The organism is Bacillota bacterium, from assembly GCA_013177945.1.
In the GTDB taxonomy this organism is placed as follows: Bacteria; Bacillota; DSM-12270; order Thermacetogeniales; family Thermacetogeniaceae; genus Ch130.
In genome coordinates this window covers 1-19,020 of sequence record JABLXW010000014.1, presented here as the reverse complement: position 1 = coordinate 19,020, position 19,020 = coordinate 1, and the positions used below count along the sequence as shown (strand labels likewise).

Below are 19,020 nucleotides of genomic sequence, written 5' to 3'. Positions count from 1 at the left end.
CCTGTCACCTTTTGTTTAAATTAAAAATAAAAGAAGACCATGAAAGTTCCTTCATGGAATTCCCCGGAACCTTCATGGTCCCATTTCCCGAACCGCCTGAAATTTCCGTTCCTCGCTTAAAGCAACCTTTCCTGCCTTCCCTGAACCAATGCTCTGGTTTACGCAAATTGCCTGTGACTCCGTGTCACAATACCTGCTTCCTTGAAATACCTTCCTTTGAAATACAAACATTCGCTAAAAGATGATAGATTCCTTCTGCAACCCCTCCCATTTTTCTCTTTAAAATTTACTCGACTTCGGTTTTTCTGAAAAACCTCACACCTGGAACTGAAAGTGAAAAGCCCGAAACAAAGGAAGTGAGTAAAATCCCCAGAAAAACAAAACAACCGGAAACGAGAATCAATAAAGAGCAGGCAAAACATTGACGCCGGCCGCCGGTTGTCGTATAATGTAATTGCCGCAGGTGTTCCTCGGTAGCTCAACGGTAGAGCATCCGGCTGTTAACCGGAGGGTTGCAGGTTCGAATCCTGCCCGGGGAGCCAGAGGGCCCATAGCTCAACGGCAGAGCAGCCGGCTCATAACCGGTAGGTTCCTGGTTCGAATCCGGGTGGGCCCACCATATCAGGGGCGCGTAGCTCAGTGGGAGAGCGCTTGACTCACATTCAAGAGGTCGCAGGTTCAATCCCTGCCGCGCCCACCAGGAAAATCAAGGGTTCCGGGGATGGAAGGCGTTCCCAGAACCCTGCTTTTACGACAATCTTACGACAATAAAAATTGAAACCCGGTTTAACCGGGTTGCTTCTTTCTCTGGGAGAGGATATTATTAATCCTGGTTGCAGCCTTCTTTTTTAGCTTTTCGGTAACTTTGGCGTAAATATCCGCCGTAGTGCTTAAGCGGGTGTGCCGGAGGATTTCCTGCACCGTTTTCATTTCTTCGCCTGCCTCTAAAAGCAGTGTAGCGAAGGTGTGGCGCAGGGCGTGAAACCTGTGGTGCTCAACCTCCGCTTTCTGCTGGAGGGCCGTAAACCGCCGGTGGAAAACTTTTATATTACCCCCCGAAGGTTTTCGCCCCTGGTACGCCAACCTTGCGCCCATTTCAGGCCGTTATGTAGTCCCCCTCCGCCTTCGGTTCCGGGAGGGGCAGGCCGTCCTCGATAATGCCCTCCAGGTGCATCTTCAGGGCCTCTCCAATGTTCTGTTTGACCTCCTCGATCGTCCTCCCGGTGGCCACACACCCGGGCACATCGGGAAGGTAGGCCGAATAATTGCCGTCGGCTTTCTCAATCACCACGAGGTACCGCTTCAATGCTCATGCCTCCTTTTCAGTCTTGCCTGCTTGAGGATGCTGTTCAGTGTCCCCGGGGCAAGGTCGTCGTTCGGGTGGCCTGCGATGGTAACCCGCCCGGGCTTCGTGGGGTGCTTGAACTGCCGGTGGCTGCCCCGTTGCCTCGCCAGATACCAGCCGTCATCCCGCAGCATCCTGATCACGTCTCTAACCTTCAGGCCTGCTCTCCTCCCCGTCTGGGACGTAGACCAGGAGGTCCCCGGGCTGGCAGTCCAGGGCTTTGCAGAAAGCCTCAAGGGTATCCATCTCCACCGCCGTTATTCCTTTGTCGTGGTAATATTTGCTTACGGTTTCAGGAGCAAGCCCCGTAACCCTGGCAAGATCGATTATTTTCATTCTTTTTTCAGCCATCTTGAGATGGAGTCTCCACGTAATCATTTGCATCCCTTCCTTTGAGCAAAGTATATCATGGAATTTACCGATATACAAGCCATGTTTCCCTAAAGGTAATCCAAAAAAATTTTTTTGGAAGTCAAGCCTGAGACACATTTTCTTTAAGGGAAAGTGTATACCAGGGGTGTTTGATTTTGGTTACCGCCGGGTGTTTTTACCGTGCTGAACAGAATATTCGATAACTGCAAGCAAAATAAGAAGGTTCTGCTTAATAGGGGTTTTCAGCGTTGGATGGTATACTAAAAGCATGGTCGCCTGCCCCCTCTGTGTGAATTTAATGTAAAAGATCAAACGTTACTTCAAGGAAGCAGATGAAATAAATCTGATTGGTTAAAGTTTTTTACCGGATCTGAAGCCTGCTCCCCTGGGTCATGTCTTCTGGGCCGAACGCAGCCCCATCCGCCGCGGTAGTTTAAAGAGGGGAACTACACGGTGATCTAATAAAATTGCTGCGGCGAGGGATGCTAATAGAAAGCAGGAAAGTTAGAAGGGTGCAAGAGAAAGCAGCAGGTGATCCCTCTACCGTGTCTGCGTTGAAAAGAACTCCTGAGAGGTCCGGCACCGGGCGGTTTGGATTCGAAAAGCTGATTATCGCCTCTTCCCTGGCAGTCCTGGTCCTGCTCCTGATCCTGCTGCAGGGGCGCCTGCCCGGCCCCCGGTTCAAACCCCTGCCGCCCTGGCTCGACCGGCCGGATTACGGGCCCCTCAAACAGGAGGTTGGCAGGTACCTGGGAACGCTGGAGGGGATCTATGCCGTTTACTTTAAGGATCTGGCATCAGGTCAGGTGTGGGGGATCAACGAGAGGGTGCCCATTCCCCCGGCCAGCTGCATCAAGGTGCCGGTGGTCCTTTACCTGTACCGGCAGGTGGCGGAGGGGAGACTGCACTGGTACGACCGCGTCCGCTACCAGGCGGCGGCCGACTACCAGGGGGGAGCGGGAGCCCTCCAGTATACAGCAAGGGATGGAGACACCTTTTCCCTGCGCTGCCTGGCTACTGTTTCCATAACGATCAGCGACAACATTGCCCACAACATGCTGGTGCGCTCGCTGGGCTATGAAAATGTCATGAATTTTATTCAGAGCATCGGCCCGGAAACAACCGGGCCTTACGGAAGCGACTCATCAACGGCCCGGGACCTGGGAGCTTTTGCGGAGGCGGTTGCCAGGTTCGCGATGGAGAACCCGGGGGAGGGCGGGAGGCTCATCGACGACCTTTCCCATACCATCTTCCATGTCGGACTGCCGGGAAGGCTCCCCGCCGACCTGCAGGTAGCTCATAAAGAAGGGAGCATCCACGGAGTCGCCGACGACATGGGGATCGTCTTCGGCAGGCGCCCCTACATCCTGGTGGTCATGTCAAAGGGAATACCTGACGAGGACACCGGCTTCCGCAACATCGCCGAAATCTCCCGGATTGTTTACAGCTACCAACAGCAGTTTCCGGCCGCTCCCGACCTGGGCCTTCCCCGTAAATAGCCGCCCGCTCGAGAGCCGGTCGGCACTCTCCTGTCTTCCATATCAAGACTGCCCCAAAGAGAGTCGTTGACACCGGGCCGACATAATGTTATCATAAATGCAATCATGCTGTTGGAAGTGATAGAAATGCTGCGAACTCAGATTCAGCTTACCGAGCGGCAGGTTGCCGCCTTGAAGGTCCGGGCGGCCGCGGAAGGCGTTTCCCTCGCCGAGTTAATCCGCCGGTGCATCGATCAGGCGCTTGCTTCTTCAGTGGGTCCGGAGCCAACAGAACGAATCCGGCGCGCTGCCGCTGTTGCCGGCCGTTTCCGCTCCGGTACGGGAGATCTGGCGGCTAACCACGACAGGTACCTTGCGGAGGCTTTTGACAAATGAGTGTTTACGTGGATACCTCGGCTTTTCTGGCCGTTCTGGACGCCGACGACGAAAACCACGAAGCGGCAAAAAAAGTATGGACTGAACTGCTGGAGTCCCGCGAGGCCATTGTCTGCAACAGTTACGTGCTGGTGGAGACCTATACCCTGGCGCAGCACCGGTTAGGCATGGCGGCAGTGAGGGCTTTTCATGAAGACGTTTTTCCCGTCCTGCAGTTGGAATGGATCGATGATTCCCTTCACCAGCAGGCCGCCAACGCCCTGCTCACCGCCAACCGGAGAAATTTGAGTCTGGTTGATTGCGCCAGCTTTGCCACCATGCGGCGTCTGGGCATCAAAAAAGCTTTTGCTTTCGATAAACATTTTTCCGAGCAGGGATTTACATGCATACCGGCGGGCACCTCGTAGTTTGGAACTCTTGCGGGCATTGTCCTGTGGAATATCTTTACCTGTTCGCCCCCGTGATGAGTGCTCTGACTTCGAGTGCTCTAACTTGTTGTAACACGTCTGGCTATACTCGCAGAAAAATTCCACCAGGCATTTCTGATGTGTCACGATCTTAAACCACGACCTTTTTCTTTTCTTCCGTTGCCGGAAGAAGGAGTTTCTGGAAGACATGGAGAAGTTTCGCGAAAGTCAGGGTGCCGGGCAGGCGAGGGGATCGGCGGGGGAAAACCAGGCAGGGGGGTGAACAGGATGGAGCTGAGTCCGATGGTCCGCATCCGCATTTGTGCACACAGAGTGCAGCAGGGCCTGTCCATCGCGGAGGCAGCACACAGGGCGGGTGTCTCTCCGGTTGTATGGGAAGGAGTGGAATCAGGGAGCGAGCCTCTGACAGAGGAGCTCCTGAGCCGCATTGCTCAGCTGCTGGAAGTCTCGGTAGAGTATCTTTTGCTGGGGTTCGATAAGATCATTTATGCAAGGTGGCGGGATGAGGCAAAAGCCGCTTCTCGATTCGGGGGCTGCCGGCATGAGGAAGCCGCAGCCTCGCCCAACTGATGGCCTGAAAGCGAGGGGAGGGGAGGAGGAAGCGATGGAGAAGACGATATCGGGCGTCAAGGTCGAGTGTGTTCTGGGGGACATAACCCGGCAATTAGGGTTTGACGCCGTGGTCAACGCGGCCAACGCCCAGCTCCGGCGCGGGGGTGGGGTGGCAGGTGCGATCCACCGGGCGGCCGGGCCGGGGCTGGAGGAAGAGTGCCGGCCGCTGGCTCCGATCAGGCCGGGGACGGCCGTGATCACCGGCGGGCACAACCTGCCCAACCGTTACGTCATCCACTGCCTGGGGCCTGTTTACGGCGTAGACCGGCCCTCCGACCAGCTGCTTGCCAATTGCTACCGGAATGCCCTGAAGCTTGCCGATCAGCATGGAATAACGTCGCTGGCTTTTCCTGCCATTTCCACAGGGGCGTTCGGGTATCCCATGGAGGAGGCGGCAGAAGTGGCCTTCAGGGCGGTAGCTGAAGTAATTCCCTCCTTAAAGTCGGTCAGGCATATCCGCTTTGTCCTCCGGGACGAGGAAGCTCTGGAGATTCACGAGCAGGCCCTGGCGCGGTGCCTGCCGTAGGAGCAGGCTGGCATTGCGGGTTGTTGTTTAGGCTGCTCTTTTTGATGAAGTTTTTGAGGATTTTTTAATGAAATTTTAGGGGTGGTGCTGGTGCCGCGATTCAGAGACACCTCTCTGCAGTGTTCCAGACCATCGGTTGCGCGCAAAGACAGAATCAGGGACCCGAAAGATGTCAGGCGAACCGTTGATCCGGCTGCACTGGAGATGCTTGAATATCTCATCAGCAAAAGGAGGGCAGGCAGGCGGGAAACTTGAAAGTTCGGGCAACTTGAAAATTTATGAAAAATGAGCAGGAAATAGCCGGTATGTGTCGAACAAGTATACCTGAACAGGATATTTGTCAGGAAGTGGATGCCATTAGCCCGACACCTCCTCAAAGAACACTTCAAAGTATTAAAAAGAATATTGAGAAAAGGGCCGGAAAGAAATGCTTGCGAAAGGATGGCAAAAAGCAGGGATGCGAACAGGCAGGGGGAGAATTCCCTGCCTTTTTCTTTTCGCCTTTTTTCGACACTATTCGTCTTTCGCTCGTCTTTCGCTCCCGGCCTGAGGTGATCTTTCCGGTAATCACAAATGCAGGTGGCATTACCTGAAATTTTTCCTTAAAGTTTTGAAATTGTTTAAAAGGGCAGGTGTTTTTTCTTGACTCTGGTTCCTTGCCCGCAGGGCCTGGCCCTCGCCCGCTACGAAATCCGTTTCCGCGCCGGCGCGGACGGCGTTCTCCTTCCTCCCTACAAGGGCTCCACCTTCCGGGGAGGCTTTGCCGGGACCTTCCGGCGCCTTGTCTGCACCGGCGGCGCCGGGGAGTGCAAGGAGTGCCCCTTGAAGCACAACTGCCCCTACCCCCTGGTCTTCGAAAGCGAACCCCCGCCCGGGTCCGAGGCCCTGCGCAGCTTTGATGCCATTCCCCGCCCCTTTGTTCTGGAGCCCTCCCCTGACCCCAGGACCTCCTACAATCCGGGTGAAGCCTTCGACTTTGCTTTGATCCTTTTCGGGAAGGCAAGGAACCTGCTTCCTTATTTTATCGTGACTCTTGATGAATTTTCCCGCCGCGGCATCGGAAAGGGGCGCAGGCCCTTTGTCCTGGAAGAGATTGCCGCGGCCAACCCCCTTACCGGCGTGAGCGCTGTTGTCTATCACGGCGGGGACCGGGTTGTAAGGCCCCGGGATCTCTCCGTTGCGGCCGAAGATGTCTGGAGCCGGGCCGCCGCATACCCCCTTGACGGCCTGCGGAGGATCGAGGCCACCTTCCTCACTCCCGCCCGGATCACCCATGAAGGCGCCTCCATCCGCGCCCCGGAGTTTCACGCTGTTGTGCGGAGCCTGCTCCGCCGCGTCTCCTCCCTCTGCTACTTCTATCACGGCTTCGCCTATGAAGCGGATTTCCCCGGCATTATCCGGCGCGCCGGGGAGGTGCGCCTGGTTCGGAACGAGACTTCCTGGGTCACGGTTGGGCGCTACTCCTCCCGTCAGGCGCGGCGGGTTCCCCTGGAGGGCTTTGTAGGAAGGGCGGTTTACGAGGGGCCCCTTGGCGATTTCCTTCCCCTGCTCCTGCTCGGGGAATTAATCCACGTGGGCAAGGGGACGGTCTTCGGCCAGGGAAAGTTTGCATTGCGCATTTTTACGGACTGAGTCGCGGACTGAACAATGGCTGCAGTGGCCTCTGCTACACTGAAGTCAGAGTGCCGAACCGGGGTTGCAGCTTCAAACCGTTTCGGAAACAGCGAACCCGAACTCGCTGCCGTGAGATTCCCGGCGGCTGCTCTGCCAGAGCTCTGTCAGAGCGTCTATCCGGTGCCAAAAAGTTCAAGCATTGAGCTTGGCCGGACTGCAAGGCAACGCCCGATGCCCTGGCAAGGAGTGGGGCGTTCTGGCCATTCTGGTTTTATAGAGGGATGGGGAGGAGAAGGAGCGTGTCCGGGAGGCAGCAGCTTGAGCGGATCATGGAGATCGACCGCCGGGTGCGGGCAGGACTCTACCCCAACGCCCGGAGCCTGGCCCTGGAGCTGGAGGTGAGTGAGCGCACCATCTACCAGGACCGGCAGTTCCTCGTCGACAGGCTCGGGGCTCCCCTTGCCTACGACCGGGGACGCGGCGGGTGGTACTACACCGATGCGACCTGGGTCCTGCCCAGCATCATGGTCACCGAAGGGGAGCTCCTTGCCTTCTTCCTGAGCGTGGAGGCGGCGCGCCGCTGCCTGGGCACTCCCTTTGAGGCCGCCCTGCGCTCGGCAGTTGCCAAAATCACAGGCAGCCTCAGGGCACCGGTGGAGGTAAACCTGGAGGAGCTGCGGGAGTGCTATGCCTTTGCTTCCCTTCCCACCCTGGGGGCGCGGGAGGATTTTCTCCTCGACCTGCACCGCGCGATCCAGGAGCGGCGCCAGGTGCGGATCCACTACTACACCGCGAGCCGGGGCTGCTGGCAGGAGCGGGTGGTGGACCCCTACCACCTCTACAACCGGGGCGGCGACTGGTACCTGATCGCCTTCGACCACCTCCGCTCTGCCTACCGCACCTTCCATACCGGCCGCGTCGACCGCTGGGAGGTGCTGGCCTCCGGATTCACCCGCGACTCTGGCTTTCGCCTGGAGGAGTGGATGGCGCAGGCCTTCCAGCTGGAGCGGGGGGAGGAGCCGGTGGAGGTTGCGGTTCGCTTCGATGCCTACCAGGCCCGCTACATCCGGGAGCGGCGCTGGCACGCCACCCAGACGGTGGAAGAGTTGCCGGACGGCGGTTTAATCCTCCGCTTCCGGACCGGCGGCCTGGCGGAGGTCAGGCGGTGGGTGATGGGGTACGGCAGCCACGCCGAGGTCCTCGCCCCAGAGAGCCTGCGGGAGGAAGTGGCCGCCGAAGCCCGCGCCGTCGTGGCATTATATGAGGGGTCGTCGAGCGGGAGATGAACTGCGCAGGGTGCGAGAAAAGAACGCTCGCTGCCGGCAAAAAGGAGCGTGGGTATGGCGCCAGGCGTTTTTTCGCCCACAGTCATAAAATGCCTGTTATGGGCTGTCCGCGCCTTCGGCTATGCGGTGCTTGGTGCGGTCGCCCTGGTTGTGCTTTCCCCGGTCCTGTTGCTCATGCTGGCGCTGCTTGCCCTGCTGGTTGCTGCCGGCCTCGGTTTGCTTGGCTTTGCCCTGGGCCTGGCGGCGATCCCTGCTTACATCCTGCACTCCCTGTGCGGCCTGCCCTTCTGGTTCTGGATGATCCTCACCGGGACGGGAGCAGTGCTTGCCTTGATAGGCGTTCTCGCGTCTGCCTGGAGCGGCCACACAGGGGAAGGCGCAACCGACGATCGTTGTACAGGCGGCATTTCAACGCCCCTGCTCTGGCTTCTGGCGGCACTGCTTCTGGCGGATTGGTGTCATGGGCGCGGCGAGGATTAACTGGTGAGGAGGCTGATTTTCGTGCTGGACGTCCTGAAAGAGATTGTTCAGAATGGCATGATCGACGAATGGCCCACAGAGGGCGAGGATCTTCTGCTTCTGGTACGGGCCATAGGCTATTTTCGACAGGCACGATCCCCATGCCGTGGCCGTAGTTGCTCCTTGGGGCGTCCAGCTTGGCTACCTGCGCGCCTCCCTGGCGGCCATCCTCGCCCACCGGTACGCGAGAGGCGAGGTATTCGCCGCCCGGGTAGCGGCGGTGATGGGGCCAGACAACGACCCGAACGAACAGCTGTATATCGAGGTGTGGTCAGAGGGGCACTACAAAGGAGATCTGGTGCAGGCGGAACCGCTAGGCGGAGAGGCGGGCGGTGACGTCAAGCCGGTGAAAAAGATGGATCTGGCAAGTGATGAAGAAACCGGTCAGGAAACAGAAAAGGGACATGCATGAATCTTTGACCTGAAGCAAACTTAAAAGTTTTTTCAGTGGAGAGGAGGTGACAGCATGCTTTCGTATACTGGCCATCCGTTGTACGACGTCGGGGTGGCCACGGTTACAGCATTCGTAAGGAAAAGAGACCCTGTCATGGTTACTCTAGCTGACCTCGCGGCGGTGGCGGATTTCATCGAGCGGGAATATCAGCGGGAGCCGCTCAAGTCCTTCCTAGGCGTTGCCTTTACAACCAACGCCTGGTTCAACCAGCCAGCTTTTACCAAACAGCCTCAGAAACGAAAAGATTACGCCCGGAGGCTCCTGAGGTCTCTCAGCGAGGGATCGTCTGGGGAACGCTGCGTTTTTACGGGTGAACCTGCGACGGCGGTTGCTTTTTCAGATAAGCTTCCTCCCGGACGTGCTTTCCGGCAGCATGTCCCGCTACTGACAGGTGAGGACGTCATTAACTTTTATCCATGGGGCGATGCCGGATTGCCGGTTGCCGCCAAGGCGATACTGTGTCTGCAGGCTTTCCCGCTCGGTTGTGCAAAGTGTGGAGGCAGGTTACTGGCAGTGCATTCGGACAATCCCGACCTCATTTACGATTTTGCCAGGGCCTTTCTGGAGTACAACCGCCGGGCGCTGGACCTCGCCCAGAAAGCCGGGCATAAAAAGATGCCTGAGGCCAAATCTTCCGCGAAGACGCTGCTCATCGTGACTCTGCTGGAAATCGAGCGGCGGCGATGGGAGGAAGCTCAGGATCGGCGTCCATCCTCCGTAACGGCCTATCACCTGACCAATAGCGGTCAATCGAACCCGCTGGACGAGCGTAATCCGCCCCTGGAGATCTATCATTTGCCGCTAGAAATAACGGGTTTTCTCTTCTCCCTGGTAAGCGATACCTACCGGAGCGAATGGAACGCGATCGCTGAACGGGCCTGGCAAATGGTGCTTCCGGCAAAGAGAAAAAAGAAGGAAACGGACGAACCGGGTGGCGACCAGCCGCGGCGGAATTTCCTGTACGAGGACCTGTTTCATCTGCCCGATAATGCCCCGCTGTTTGTCCGCCGCTATTTGTTGAGGATACCGGTGCGCAGCCAGCGGGAAGATGATCCGCGGCGGCTGTACTCGTTAAGGGATGAGGCGAGCCTTGTTTCATGGAAGCTGACCGAACTTTTGCTGAGGGAGGTGATAGGCGTGGATAAGGCGCGCATTGAGCAGATTCGGGATCTGGGTGATCGTCTGGCAGCTTACGTCAGTGGCGAAAACGACCGGCGATTCTTTACCGCCTTTTTCGGCGAGCGGAACTACGATCTTTTCCGTAACGCCCTGATCAAGGCTAATCTTGCCCACGTCAAACGCGGCAATCCACCGCTCATTACCTTAGATCCGTATATTCAGGTTTTTGAGGAAGGAAATGAAGTAGCGCGACCGGATTGGCGTCTGGCGCGCGACCTCGTACTGATCCGGATGATTGAGCAGCTTTACAACCTCGGCTGGTTAGGCAGGAACATAGATGTTCTGCCGGAAACCGCAGAGAGCACCGAAGAAAAAGAGGAGGGATTTTAATGGCTTTTGTCACCGGGCTTTTCTTGGTCGATGCTCCCGCGTCAGCTTTGAACAATCTTGGCAATATTCCCGGCGAACGCTATGACAACAGTGTGGGTGTAAAAGTAATTCGCACCAGGGAAGGCATTTATCCTTACGTCTCGGCGCAGGCTTTCCGGTACTGGCTGCGGACGACATTAGAAAAATCTGGTCTCGGCTGGGTAGCAGCCCCGGTTTACCGTGAGGAAAAAATCGCTTACACCGACGCGAATCCTATCCGGTGGTGGGACGATGACCTCTTCGGGTACATGCGCGCCCCGTCCAAACGGGAGTCGGCTAGGGCGAAACGCGAGGCGGACGAGTCGCGCGCAGGCGAAACAGAGACGGTCGACACCGTTACCAGGGCGGCGCCCTTCAGGGTTAGTACGCTGGTTTCTCTAGCGCCCGTAACACCTACGAGCGACTTTGGTGTGATGTCTCGGCAGGAAGGCGACCCGGTGCCGCACGAACACCAGTTCTACCGGGCAACGCTTAAGGGTCTTTTTTCTCTAGATCTGAAAGCCAGCGGTACTTTTTGGTACCGGCAGAAGACCGGCTTCCGGAATCTCGATGACGTCCGGATGGAAGAGGCCAGGCGGACCGGACTGATTCACCTGGAAAGCGAAAAGGCGTATCGACTGCCACTTGAGCAGCGGATTCAACGAGTGGCGACTCTGTTTGAAGGAATGGCCATCCTTAACGGGGGCGCCAAACAAACTCTCCATTACACCGATGTGGCCCCTCCCCTCGTTATTATGGCCGTTACTAAGGGAGGCAACCATATTTTTCATTACGTCGTGGGGGCAACCGGCAGGGGCCTCCCGGAACTGAAACTGGAGGCTTTGAAAGAAGCGCTTGCCGTGTTCCGGGAGGAAATCCTTTCGGATGTCTATGTGGGCTGGGTGCGCGGCTACCTCGATGAAGAGCGGGCGAAGCTTGAGGATTTTGCCGCCACATTGGAAGGGCAACGGGTGAAAATCGGTCATCCACGGGAGGCCTTCAAGGCGCTGATTGAAGCGCTAAAGAACCCGACGAATGCTGCTTCCTGGATGGAGTAGGGGGAACAGTCGATGAAGGTGCTGAAGATTGTGGCTGAGGGGATTACCACCTCGTTTCGTTACCCCCACTTCATGCAGGGCGTACAGCCTACGTTTGAAATGCCGCCCCCGGCTACAATTTACGGACATATATGCAGCGCCCTGGGAGAGTGGGTTGCGCCGGAAGGCGTGCAATTTGCCTACCACTTTACCTACCTGGCGAGGTTTGACGATGTCGAACACACGCATGTACTGGTACCAGCTGGCGGTAAACTTCCGGGGAGTAGAATACCAAAGGCTTTGGAAGGACAGGTCAACCCTTTCAAGCGGGCAATTCTCTTCCGACCCAGGCTTATCCTTTACCTTAACCGGCCGGAATGGGAGCCCTATTTTCGTTCGCCACGGTATGCCGTAGTTCTGGGAAGGTCGCAGGACCTTTTTGCCTATACACAGGTTGGCGTCGTGCGGTTGGAGACCTCCGAACGAGCCTATTTCGAACATACCCTGGCTCCCTACCGAATGGCGCTGCAAACCGGCAGGGGATACGTTGTGCTCATGCCACGCTTCCTCGACTACCATCACGGGCGTGCTCCGACTTTTGCCCGGTATGTGGTCCTGCACCGGCGAGTGTACTCGGACGAACTGATAAGGTTCGAAGGTATGGAGAAGGAAACCTTCTGGATTGATCCCACATCGCCTCAGGAAAAAGGGGCACATCTTGGGCTGTTCTTCCATACCTTTGTGGGGGAGTACGATGACCGACCTCTTGTGGCCGGCGTGGCTGGATGACGTGTGGGCGAAAAGCCCGGTGGAGGACGGCAAACCTGGCGAAAGCCTCGCCTTGCACACCTGGCAGGTATTGCAGAGGCTTTCCGAACTGGTTGTCCTGCGGCCTGACCTGCCGCAAGTGGTTGGCTTTCCTGGTCTGTGGGAGGCGCTTTTCTGGGCCTGCTGGTTGCACGATTTCGGCAAGGCAACGCGCGGATTCCAGGCTTTTTTGCGCGAGGGTCCCCGGTGGGCGCACCGGCACGAGGTGCTTTCGCTGGCGTTCATCGACTGGCTTGGCGAGACCATTGGCGCGGAAGAAGCGGTGTGGGTGGCAGCGGGCATAGTTTTCCACCACAGGGATGCAGTGGAAATCGCGATGCGCTATCTTGGTCCCGGTGAAGCGCATGCCGAAGTTCTGGAATCTATGGCCGACGATGTTGAAGACTTGGTGTTAGTGGGGCTCTGGCGGTGGTTGCATGAGTGTTACCCATCGTGGATCAAGTCACTCTCCCTGCATTCCACGGTACGCCAGCCTGTACTTCTTCCGCTAGAGGAAGCCGTAGGTGTCTTCCGCCGCAACGCCGCCGCAAGTATCCGCAGCCGCCTGCTTGACCTGCGCCGGTGGGAGCGCCAGCTTACTGCTCCGAAGAACCTGGTTATGGCTGCCCTGGCGCTGCGGGGCCACATGACGATTAGCGATCATACGGCTTCGGCGCATGCCGGTGCCGTACCGGGGTTGCCTCTGGTTAAACCCGATGATCTGATGGCGCGATGGGGTCTGTCCGAGGCTAGTATTTACCCACACCAGCGGGCCTGCCTCCATGCAAAGGGTTCGGCCATTTTAGTGGCGCCCACAGGGAGCGGGAAAACCGAGGCGGCTCTCTTGTGGGCTTGCACGCAGGCAAAGGACGGAAAGTTGCCGCGCCTCTTTTACACCCTCCCTTACCAGGCCAGCATGAATGCGATGTACGACCGGCTGCAGAAAACTTTTCCCGGCTGCGTCGGGCTGGAGCATAGCCGCAGCGTGCTCGCCCTCTACCGCCGACTACTTGAGGATAACTACGACCGGCGCGAGGCCGCGCGACTCGCGCGCTGGGAAAAGAACCTGGCTCGTCTGCATTATTACCCGGTGCGGGTGCTCAGCCCGTACCAGATGTTGAAAGGTCCTTATCGCATCAAGGGTTACGAAGCGTTGCTCACTGACTTCTTTGGCGGAGCCTTTGTCTTCGATGAGGTACACGCTTACGAAGCGAATAGAATGGCGGCCATCCTGGCCACAGTGAAATATCTGCGGGACCATTTCGGGGCGCGGTTTTTTGTGATGTCGGCAACCCTTCCTGGATTGCTGCGGGCGCGGCTTGCGTCCGCCCTGGGCCCGGCTCACGTCATTGAGGCTGCGCCGGAGGTCTTCGCGGCGTTCCAACGGCATCGGTTGATAATCCGGGAAGGTGAGTTATTTGAAGAACGCTGGCTGGACCAGGTTGCTCATGAAGTTCTAGAAGGCCGGAGTGTTCTGGTATGCTGCAACACGGTTAAGCGCGCCCAGAGGGCGTGCGGCGAACTTGAGCGACGGCTGGCCGGGCGGCCCGAGGTGGTTCTATTACACGGGCGTTTCAACGGTCGGGATCGCCTGTGCAAAGAAAAGGTGGTGCAAGATGCTTCGGGTGTGGGCTCTTCTGCGCGCAGGCCAGTAGTGGTCGTGGCCACCCAGGTAGTTGAAGTGAGCCTGGACATTGACCTGGATGTTATGTACTCTGATCCTGCGCCGCTCGAAGCTCTGATCCAGCGGTTCGGCCGTATTAACCGGCGGCGGCGTCGAGAGTGGGCACCGGTCAATGTTTTTACCGAACCGGTCGACGGGCAGCAAATTTACGCTGCGGACCTGGTCCGGCGGTCCCTAGAAGTGTTGAAGGAGAATGATGGAAAACTGATCGACGAAGGCATGATTACGGCTTGGCTGGACCGAATTTACGCTGATGATGCTGCCGCGCGCTGGACCAGAGAATACGATGAGGCTTACGATAATTTTATGGCGGCGTGTTTGGAAACGCTGCGTCCTTTTGATGCAAGCGAGGAGCTGGAAGAGATGTTTTACCAGGCTTTCGACAGCATCGAGGTACTGCCGGCCTGCCTGGAAAGTGAATACCAGCAGCACATGAGTGCGGGCGAACCACTGGAAGCAGCCCAGCTTCTTGTGCCCATTACCTGGCGGCGATACTGTGCGCTACGACAACAAGGACTGGTGGAAGAAGAAAAGCGGGGGCCCGTCAGGGTGGTAGATGTGCCGTATACCACCGAGATGGGCCTGTTGGTAGGTATGACATCTTAATGAAGGCCTTTTTTCTTGACCAGAGTTCGCTTTTACTACCGATGACCGGTGCTCTGCTGGCACGGGCGAATACCCATACCAGATAGCTTCAAACGAAAGGGAGGTGTCTCGAATGACCGAAAAATCTTTCTGGTCCCGGCTCTTCGACTTTTCTTTTTCGTCCTTCATCACCCTGAAGATCATCCCTGTGCAGTACGGTCTGTGGATCGCCATCGGGGCCATCGGAGCGCTGGGCATGCTCGCAACGGGCGGGATGAGAACGATGCAGTTCAGCTGGTGGCTTGGAAATTTCCTTTTCAGCCTGATCTGGGCGGTGGTCTTCTTTTTCCTCTGGGTGATCGGCGGCCGGGTTTGGATGGAGACAATTATCGTTTTCTTCCGCATTGCCGAGAACACGTCGGCTCTTGTCCGGGCCGGCCGGGGAGGGCAGCCTGAGAGCAGTGAAGGCGCGAAGGACACGCTGGGCTGACAGCCTTTGTTATTGCAGTTGAACTTCCTTCCTACCTCAGATCAAAAGAGTAGCCAGGACCTCAAGGAAGCCGGGCCGGATTCTTAAAGTTTAGGTGGCGGTACGGTGGGGCCCTCGGGGGTGAGGCGCGCTGTCCGAAATCTTTATCATCAACTTCGGGACGACCCTGGGAAAGAAAAGCGAGCGGCTGGTCATCAAGGAGCAGGGTAAGGTGGTGAGGGAGATCCCTTTCCGGGACATCACCTGCCTTACCATTGCTTCACGCGGGGTTTCCTTTTCCTCTGACGTGGTGCTCGAGTGCATCCAGCACGGAATCCAGATCAACTTCCTCACCCCTTCGGGCAAGCCCTACGCCAAGGTGACCTCCCCCCAGCTGAGCGGTACGGTGATCACCCGCAGGGAGCAGATCCTCGCCTACAACGACGGCCGCGGGCTGGCCCTGGCGCTGGCCTTTGTTGACGGGAAGCTCCGGAACCAGGTAAACGTTTTGAAATACTTCGGGAAGTACCGGCGGGCTTCCGATCCCGCCCTCTACCAGGAGTTGGCATCCCGGATCGCCGCAATAGAGGAAATCAAAAAAGAACTGGAGGGTATTTCCGGCGGAACGGTAGATGAGGCGCGGGGCAGCATCTTCTCCATCGAAGGCCGTGCCGCCCAGGCTTACTGGGAGGGGGTGGGCCTCCTGCTCGGGCAAAAGATCGAGTTCGCCGGGCGCGAGCGCCGGGGTGCGGAGGACCCCGTGAACTCCGCCCTGAACTACGGCTACGGCATCCTTTACTCCCAGGTCTGGGGGGCGGTCATGCTGGCGGGGCTGGAGCCTTTCGCCGGCTTTCTCCACACCGACCGGCCCGGCAAGCCGAGCCTTGTGCTCGACCTGACCGAGGAGTTCCGCGCCTGCACCGTGGACCGCACAGTAATCGGCATGATCCTCCGGGGCGCCACGCTTGCCCAGGAAGAAGGGAGCCTCACGGAAGAGACCCGGCGCGAGCTTGCCAGGCGGGTGCTGGAGCGTCTCGACGGCGAGGAGAATTACGAGGGGAAGAAGTACAGGCTGAGGTCCATCATCCAGCGCCAGGCAAGGCGGGTGGCCACCTTCCTGAGGGGCGAGGGGAAGTACAGACCCTTTATTGCCGGCTGGTAGCTGGCGGCTTTTTTGGTTTCCGGAAGACTTGGTCTGGTAACCCCTGTCTTCATTGGTTGGTCCTTTTTCGGTTGGTTCTTCTAATCCTTTTAATCGGTCTGGCTTTCCCGGTTTCAAGAGATTCTCAGGCTAAAAAAGGCTTGGGGGTGGGAAGCTTGAAGACTCTTGTTGTTTACGATATCCCCGATGACCGGATCCGGACCAGGGTCTTCGACACCTGCAAAAACTACGGTCTCGTGCACATCCAGTATTCGGCCTTCTTCGGGGAGCTGAACCACAACCGGCGCCAGGAACTGCAGCAGCGCCTGCGCAGGGTGCTGGGAGACAAAGAGGGAAAGGTCCTCATCTGCCCCGTTTGCGACAAGGACATTTCTCTGATCCTTGAGGTTGCGGTTCCTGAGACAGATTCTTTCTCCCGCCAGGTGGCAGGTTTGCAAAAAGGACCGCTGGTTTTTTAGCAGTGAGCAGGCTTCCCGGTTGCCGCCGGCCTCGGGCGGTTTCTGTTCTTCGGCTCCTGGTCCTCCTTGAGCCCTTGAGAGGTGGCCCGATGTGGATCCCGTCCTGAAGGTGAGCGACATCAAGCAGTATCTTTACTGCCCCCGGATCATCTACTTTACCTATGTCCTGCCGGTGGAGAAAAAGACGACTCCCAAAATGGAGGTCGGCAAAGAGGAGCACCTGAAAACGGCGAGGCTTGAGGGGCGCCGCCGGTTGCGTACCTACGGCCTTACGGAAGGGAAGCGGTTCTTTAACACCTACCTCTTTTCACCTCGCCTGGGGCTGGAGGGGGTCCTTGACATGTACATTACAGTTCCCCGGGGGAGTTTCCCTGTCGATTTCAAGAATACATGCCGCCTGGCAGTCAACCACAAGTACCAGCTTCTGGCTTATGCCCTCCTGCTGGAGGACTGGCTCGGGCGCCCGGTGCGGGGCGGCTTTATTTACCTGATTCCTCTGGGGCGCGCCGTCTATGTGGAGGCTACCCCTGAGGCCCGCCTCTATACAAAACGCCTCCTTGGGGCAATCCGCGGCCTTATAGAGCGGGAGCAGTTTCCTGCCGTGCCCCGGCGGGCGGGACGGTGCGCCGACTGCGAGTATCGAAACTACTGCGGGGATGTGGGATGATGTATTTTCTGGCTGATGACGAGAGAAAGCAGCTCCTCCGCTACTACCTTCCGAAGGCGCGGGAGTTAGGGGTAGCCGAGGAGTTGCGGGGCTGGAACTGGCACCAGCCCCCGCTGGAGCCCGTCTACGGTGCGGTGCTTGCTTTATACGAGGTGGCCGGCAAGTACTGCTCATCCGGCCGGGATGTCTTCCTGCGCCGGGTGCATGGAATCAAGGGAGAACCTAACCTTGCCATGATTCAGGGAGCGGTTCTCCACGAGATCCTGGCCGATCTTCTTGTAACTGCGAAGCGGGCGATTTACCTCCACGGAGCGGAGAACTACCGGGCAATCTGCGAGACCCTCGAAAAGTACACCCCGGCGGTATCGCCCCAGTTTGCGAGCCTTTCCGATGCGGAGGCGGCCGATCTGTGCAGAAAAGTAGAGATCCTGTGCAGCTTCGAAAAAGCGCGGGTGCTCTCCCGCCTCCAGGAAATGCTCACCCGGCACCCTTACATCGGGGAAGACTCCCTTGCGAACCTTACGATTCCGGTTGTAGTGGAGCAGAAGCTCAACGGGGCCTTTCTGGGCTTAAGCGGCAGCTTGAGCACAGATGCCTTTATCTTTTCCGAGCCGATGATCCTCGACCTTAAGTTTGGGGAGCCGCGGGATTTCCACAGGTTGGGTACCACCGGCTACGCCCTGGTGATGGAGGCCCTCTACGAGTTTCCGGTGAATCTGGGGTGCATCGTTTACGGGGAGTTCAGAGGTGACCGGCTGATCGTGAAGCGGGACATCCACATCATCAGCGACGAACTGCGGCAGTGGTTTATTGAGGAGCGGGATGAGAAGGCGCGCTTCGTGGCCGAAGAGATCGACCCCGGCCTGGCCGGCGACTGCCCCAGTACCTGCCCCTTTTATCAGGTTTGCTGCGCTGGGGGGTGACCCCGAATCGCTGCTTTTGTCAATTCCGTAGATCCTCTGGATAAATTGTCTATCTTGAATTAAAGGAAAACAGGTTTCGGTGGCGAAGATATTTGATTAAGATTGGAAACAAAACCAGGTTCTGCTCTTGCCGGTTCCTTCGCTTTGAACCCTGGAGGATGCCTTTAGCGTCTCTAACAGCGGTGATGTTTCGGTTCTGTCAGGTCTTCGAAAGAGGAGCCCTGGGAGGAAATTTCTGGCATCTACCAGTGCAAAAGCTGCCATAAAAGTTCCTGGAAATGCTGTTGTTGCTTGGCAAAATGCGTTTTCGAAACTTCGAATGAGGAGAAGATTTCTGTGCAAAATTCTTCGCTTCGAAATTTTTACCTTGGAAGGCGGTTCAACATTCCGCGGGATCCCCTGTACGGTAAGGCTTTGAACCATCCGGCCTGATGCGGTTGCACTCCTAACCCCGACGAAAAGGGGACTGAAAGCGGCCAGGGGTTGGCCGTTGGGTATCTCTTCGGTTACGGTTGCACTCCTAACCCCGACGAAAAGGGGACTGAAAGCAAGGATATCCACACTGGCCTTAACTTCATCAAATACAGTTGCACTCCTAACCCCGACGAAAAGGGGACTGAAAGATTGATAGCTCCCTTGATAACGTCCTTTACACCTTCCGTTGCACTCCT

The 19,020-nt window shown here is 57.4% G+C and carries 24 protein-coding genes and 3 tRNA genes; 23 read left to right on the top strand and 4 right to left on the bottom strand.

Annotated elements, in window-relative coordinates; genetic code table 11:
* Positions 1-467: 467 nt before the first annotated feature.
* The 3 genes from HPY58_09295 (at position 468) to HPY58_09285 (ending at position 700) form a co-directional block, all read left to right on the top strand.
* Positions 468-542, top strand: a tRNA-Asn gene (locus HPY58_09295).
* A 2-nt stretch (positions 543-544) separates the two neighbouring features.
* Positions 545-619, top strand: a tRNA-Ile gene (locus HPY58_09290).
* Positions 620-625: 6 nt separating this feature from the next.
* A tRNA-Val gene (locus HPY58_09285) sits at positions 626-700 on the top strand.
* A gap of 86 nt (positions 701-786) precedes the next feature.
* Here HPY58_09285 and HPY58_09280 read toward each other — a convergent pair.
* From HPY58_09280 to HPY58_09265, 4 genes are read right to left on the bottom strand one after another with little or no spacing between them, the layout of a single operon-like run.
* Positions 787-1,095 (bottom strand): tyrosine-type recombinase/integrase, encoded by a 309-nt coding sequence (locus tag HPY58_09280; GenBank protein NPV29827.1) that lies wholly within the window; start codon positions 1,093-1,095, stop codon positions 787-789.
* Between the two features lies 1 nt (position 1,096).
* Positions 1,097-1,306 (bottom strand): type II toxin-antitoxin system HicB family antitoxin, encoded by a 210-nt coding sequence (locus HPY58_09275; GenBank protein NPV29826.1) that lies wholly within the window; start codon positions 1,304-1,306, stop codon positions 1,097-1,099.
* Positions 1,303-1,503 carry a type II toxin-antitoxin system HicA family toxin gene (locus HPY58_09270; protein ID NPV29825.1) on the bottom strand — a complete coding sequence of 67 codons (201 nt, stop codon included), beginning with the start codon at positions 1,501-1,503 and terminating at the stop codon, positions 1,303-1,305. The genes HPY58_09275 and HPY58_09270 overlap by 4 nt, the downstream gene beginning before the upstream one ends.
* Positions 1,493-1,723 (bottom strand): helix-turn-helix transcriptional regulator, encoded by a 231-nt coding sequence (locus tag HPY58_09265; protein NPV29824.1) that lies wholly within the window; start codon positions 1,721-1,723, stop codon positions 1,493-1,495. Before HPY58_09265 ends, HPY58_09270 begins: the two co-directional genes overlap by 11 nt.
* Before the next feature lie 476 nt (positions 1,724-2,199).
* Between HPY58_09265 and HPY58_09260 the strand changes: the two genes are divergently transcribed.
* The 20 genes from HPY58_09260 (at position 2,200) to cas4a (ending at position 18,349) form a co-directional block, all read left to right on the top strand.
* Positions 2,200-3,216: a serine hydrolase gene (locus HPY58_09260; protein NPV29823.1), complete on the top strand. Its 1,017-nt coding sequence runs from the start codon at positions 2,200-2,202 to the stop codon at positions 3,214-3,216.
* A 126-nt stretch (positions 3,217-3,342) separates the two neighbouring features.
* Complete coding sequence (locus tag HPY58_09255) at positions 3,343-3,591, top strand: ribbon-helix-helix protein, CopG family (GenBank protein NPV29822.1); 249 nt, start codon at positions 3,343-3,345, stop codon at positions 3,589-3,591.
* Complete coding sequence (locus tag HPY58_09250) at positions 3,588-3,998, top strand: PIN domain-containing protein (protein NPV29821.1); 411 nt, start codon at positions 3,588-3,590, stop codon at positions 3,996-3,998. Before HPY58_09255 ends, HPY58_09250 begins: the two co-directional genes overlap by 4 nt.
* 288 nt (positions 3,999-4,286) lie before the next feature.
* Entirely contained in the window at positions 4,287-4,589 is a 303-nt protein-coding gene (locus HPY58_09245; protein NPV29820.1) for a helix-turn-helix transcriptional regulator, read from the top strand.
* 34 nt (positions 4,590-4,623) lie between these two features.
* On the top strand, positions 4,624-5,157 hold the full coding sequence (locus HPY58_09240; GenBank protein ID NPV29819.1) for a macro domain-containing protein: 534 nt from the start codon (positions 4,624-4,626) through the stop codon (positions 5,155-5,157).
* Positions 5,158-5,247: 90 nt separating this feature from the next.
* The gene (locus tag HPY58_09235) at positions 5,248-5,412 is read left to right on the top strand and encodes a hypothetical protein (GenBank protein NPV29818.1); all 165 of its coding nucleotides are present in this window, start codon (positions 5,248-5,250) and stop codon (positions 5,410-5,412) included.
* Between the two features lie 23 nt (positions 5,413-5,435).
* On the top strand, positions 5,436-5,750 hold the full coding sequence (locus HPY58_09230; protein ID NPV29817.1) for a hypothetical protein: 315 nt from the start codon (positions 5,436-5,438) through the stop codon (positions 5,748-5,750).
* Between the two features lie 49 nt (positions 5,751-5,799).
* Positions 5,800-6,789: a CRISPR system precrRNA processing endoribonuclease RAMP protein Cas6 gene (cas6, locus tag HPY58_09225; GenBank protein NPV29816.1), complete on the top strand. Its 990-nt coding sequence runs from the start codon at positions 5,800-5,802 to the stop codon at positions 6,787-6,789.
* Between the two features lie 311 nt (positions 6,790-7,100).
* Positions 7,101-8,057, top strand: a complete 957-nt coding sequence (locus HPY58_09220) for a WYL domain-containing protein (GenBank protein ID NPV29815.1) — start codon at positions 7,101-7,103, stop codon at positions 8,055-8,057.
* Between the two features lie 54 nt (positions 8,058-8,111).
* On the top strand, positions 8,112-8,537 hold the full coding sequence (locus HPY58_09215; GenBank protein NPV29814.1) for a hypothetical protein: 426 nt from the start codon (positions 8,112-8,114) through the stop codon (positions 8,535-8,537).
* 145 nt (positions 8,538-8,682) lie between these two features.
* Positions 8,683-8,988 carry a hypothetical protein gene (locus HPY58_09210; protein NPV29813.1) on the top strand — a complete coding sequence of 102 codons (306 nt, stop codon included), beginning with the start codon at positions 8,683-8,685 and terminating at the stop codon, positions 8,986-8,988.
* Positions 8,989-9,042: 54 nt separating this feature from the next.
* On the top strand, positions 9,043-10,539 hold the full coding sequence (locus HPY58_09205) for a type I-B CRISPR-associated protein Cas8b1/Cst1 (protein ID NPV29812.1): 1,497 nt from the start codon (positions 9,043-9,045) through the stop codon (positions 10,537-10,539).
* A complete protein-coding gene (gene cas7i, locus HPY58_09200) occupies positions 10,539-11,615 on the top strand; it encodes a type I-B CRISPR-associated protein Cas7/Cst2/DevR (protein ID NPV29811.1) in 1,077 nt (358 codons plus the stop codon). Before HPY58_09205 ends, cas7i begins: the two co-directional genes overlap by 1 nt.
* A 12-nt stretch (positions 11,616-11,627) precedes the next feature.
* Positions 11,628-12,383 (top strand): CRISPR-associated protein Cas5, encoded by a 756-nt coding sequence (cas5, locus tag HPY58_09195; protein ID NPV29810.1) that lies wholly within the window; start codon positions 11,628-11,630, stop codon positions 12,381-12,383.
* Positions 12,277-14,691 carry a CRISPR-associated helicase Cas3' gene (gene cas3, locus HPY58_09190; protein ID NPV29809.1) on the top strand — a complete coding sequence of 805 codons (2,415 nt, stop codon included), beginning with the start codon at positions 12,277-12,279 and terminating at the stop codon, positions 14,689-14,691. The genes cas5 and cas3 overlap by 107 nt, the downstream gene beginning before the upstream one ends.
* Positions 14,692-14,803: 112 nt before the next feature.
* On the top strand, positions 14,804-15,160 hold the full coding sequence (locus HPY58_09185) for a DUF4282 domain-containing protein (protein NPV29808.1): 357 nt from the start codon (positions 14,804-14,806) through the stop codon (positions 15,158-15,160).
* 130 nt (positions 15,161-15,290) lie between these two features.
* Entirely contained in the window at positions 15,291-16,301 is a 1,011-nt protein-coding gene (gene cas1, locus HPY58_09180; protein NPV29807.1) for a CRISPR-associated endonuclease Cas1, read from the top strand.
* Positions 16,302-16,456: 155 nt separating this feature from the next.
* Complete coding sequence (gene cas2 / locus HPY58_09175; GenBank protein ID NPV29806.1) at positions 16,457-16,759, top strand: CRISPR-associated endonuclease Cas2; 303 nt, start codon at positions 16,457-16,459, stop codon at positions 16,757-16,759.
* Positions 16,760-16,850: 91 nt separating this feature from the next.
* Entirely contained in the window at positions 16,851-17,426 is a 576-nt protein-coding gene (gene cas4 / locus HPY58_09170) for a CRISPR-associated protein Cas4 (GenBank protein ID NPV29805.1), read from the top strand.
* Positions 17,426-18,349: a type I-A CRISPR-associated protein Cas4/Csa1 gene (cas4a, locus tag HPY58_09165; GenBank protein ID NPV29804.1), complete on the top strand. Its 924-nt coding sequence runs from the start codon at positions 17,426-17,428 to the stop codon at positions 18,347-18,349. The genes cas4 and cas4a overlap by 1 nt, the downstream gene beginning before the upstream one ends.
* Positions 18,350-19,020 lie beyond the last annotated feature (671 nt).

Excerpts from the sequence above, each read along its gene's own strand:
- cas4a (NPV29804.1), top strand. The coding sequence starts at position 17,426 with ATGTATTTTCTGGCTGATGACGAGAGAAAGCAGCTCCTCCGCTACTAC.
- HPY58_09205 (NPV29812.1), top strand. The coding sequence starts at position 9,043 with ATGCTTTCGTATACTGGCCATCCGTTGTACGACGTCGGGGTGGCCACG.
- HPY58_09240 (NPV29819.1), top strand. The coding sequence starts at position 4,624 with ATGGAGAAGACGATATCGGGCGTCAAGGTCGAGTGTGTTCTGGGGGAC.
- HPY58_09245 (NPV29820.1), top strand. The coding sequence starts at position 4,287 with ATGGAGCTGAGTCCGATGGTCCGCATCCGCATTTGTGCACACAGAGTG.
- HPY58_09215 (NPV29814.1), top strand. The coding sequence starts at position 8,112 with ATGGCGCCAGGCGTTTTTTCGCCCACAGTCATAAAATGCCTGTTATGG.
- HPY58_09260 (NPV29823.1), top strand. The coding sequence starts at position 2,200 with ATGCTAATAGAAAGCAGGAAAGTTAGAAGGGTGCAAGAGAAAGCAGCA.
- HPY58_09265 (NPV29824.1), bottom strand. The coding sequence starts at position 1,723 with ATGATTACGTGGAGACTCCATCTCAAGATGGCTGAAAAAAGAATGAAA.
- HPY58_09220 (NPV29815.1), top strand. The coding sequence starts at position 7,101 with ATGGAGATCGACCGCCGGGTGCGGGCAGGACTCTACCCCAACGCCCGG.
- cas5 (NPV29810.1), top strand. The coding sequence starts at position 11,628 with ATGAAGGTGCTGAAGATTGTGGCTGAGGGGATTACCACCTCGTTTCGT.
- HPY58_09230 (NPV29817.1), top strand. The coding sequence starts at position 5,436 with ATGAAAAATGAGCAGGAAATAGCCGGTATGTGTCGAACAAGTATACCT.
- HPY58_09280 (NPV29827.1), bottom strand. The coding sequence starts at position 1,095 with ATGGGCGCAAGGTTGGCGTACCAGGGGCGAAAACCTTCGGGGGGTAAT.
- cas7i (NPV29811.1), top strand. The coding sequence starts at position 10,539 with ATGGCTTTTGTCACCGGGCTTTTCTTGGTCGATGCTCCCGCGTCAGCT.
- HPY58_09185 (NPV29808.1), top strand. The coding sequence starts at position 14,804 with ATGACCGAAAAATCTTTCTGGTCCCGGCTCTTCGACTTTTCTTTTTCG.
- HPY58_09250 (NPV29821.1), top strand. The coding sequence starts at position 3,588 with ATGAGTGTTTACGTGGATACCTCGGCTTTTCTGGCCGTTCTGGACGCC.
- HPY58_09255 (NPV29822.1), top strand. The coding sequence starts at position 3,343 with ATGCTGCGAACTCAGATTCAGCTTACCGAGCGGCAGGTTGCCGCCTTG.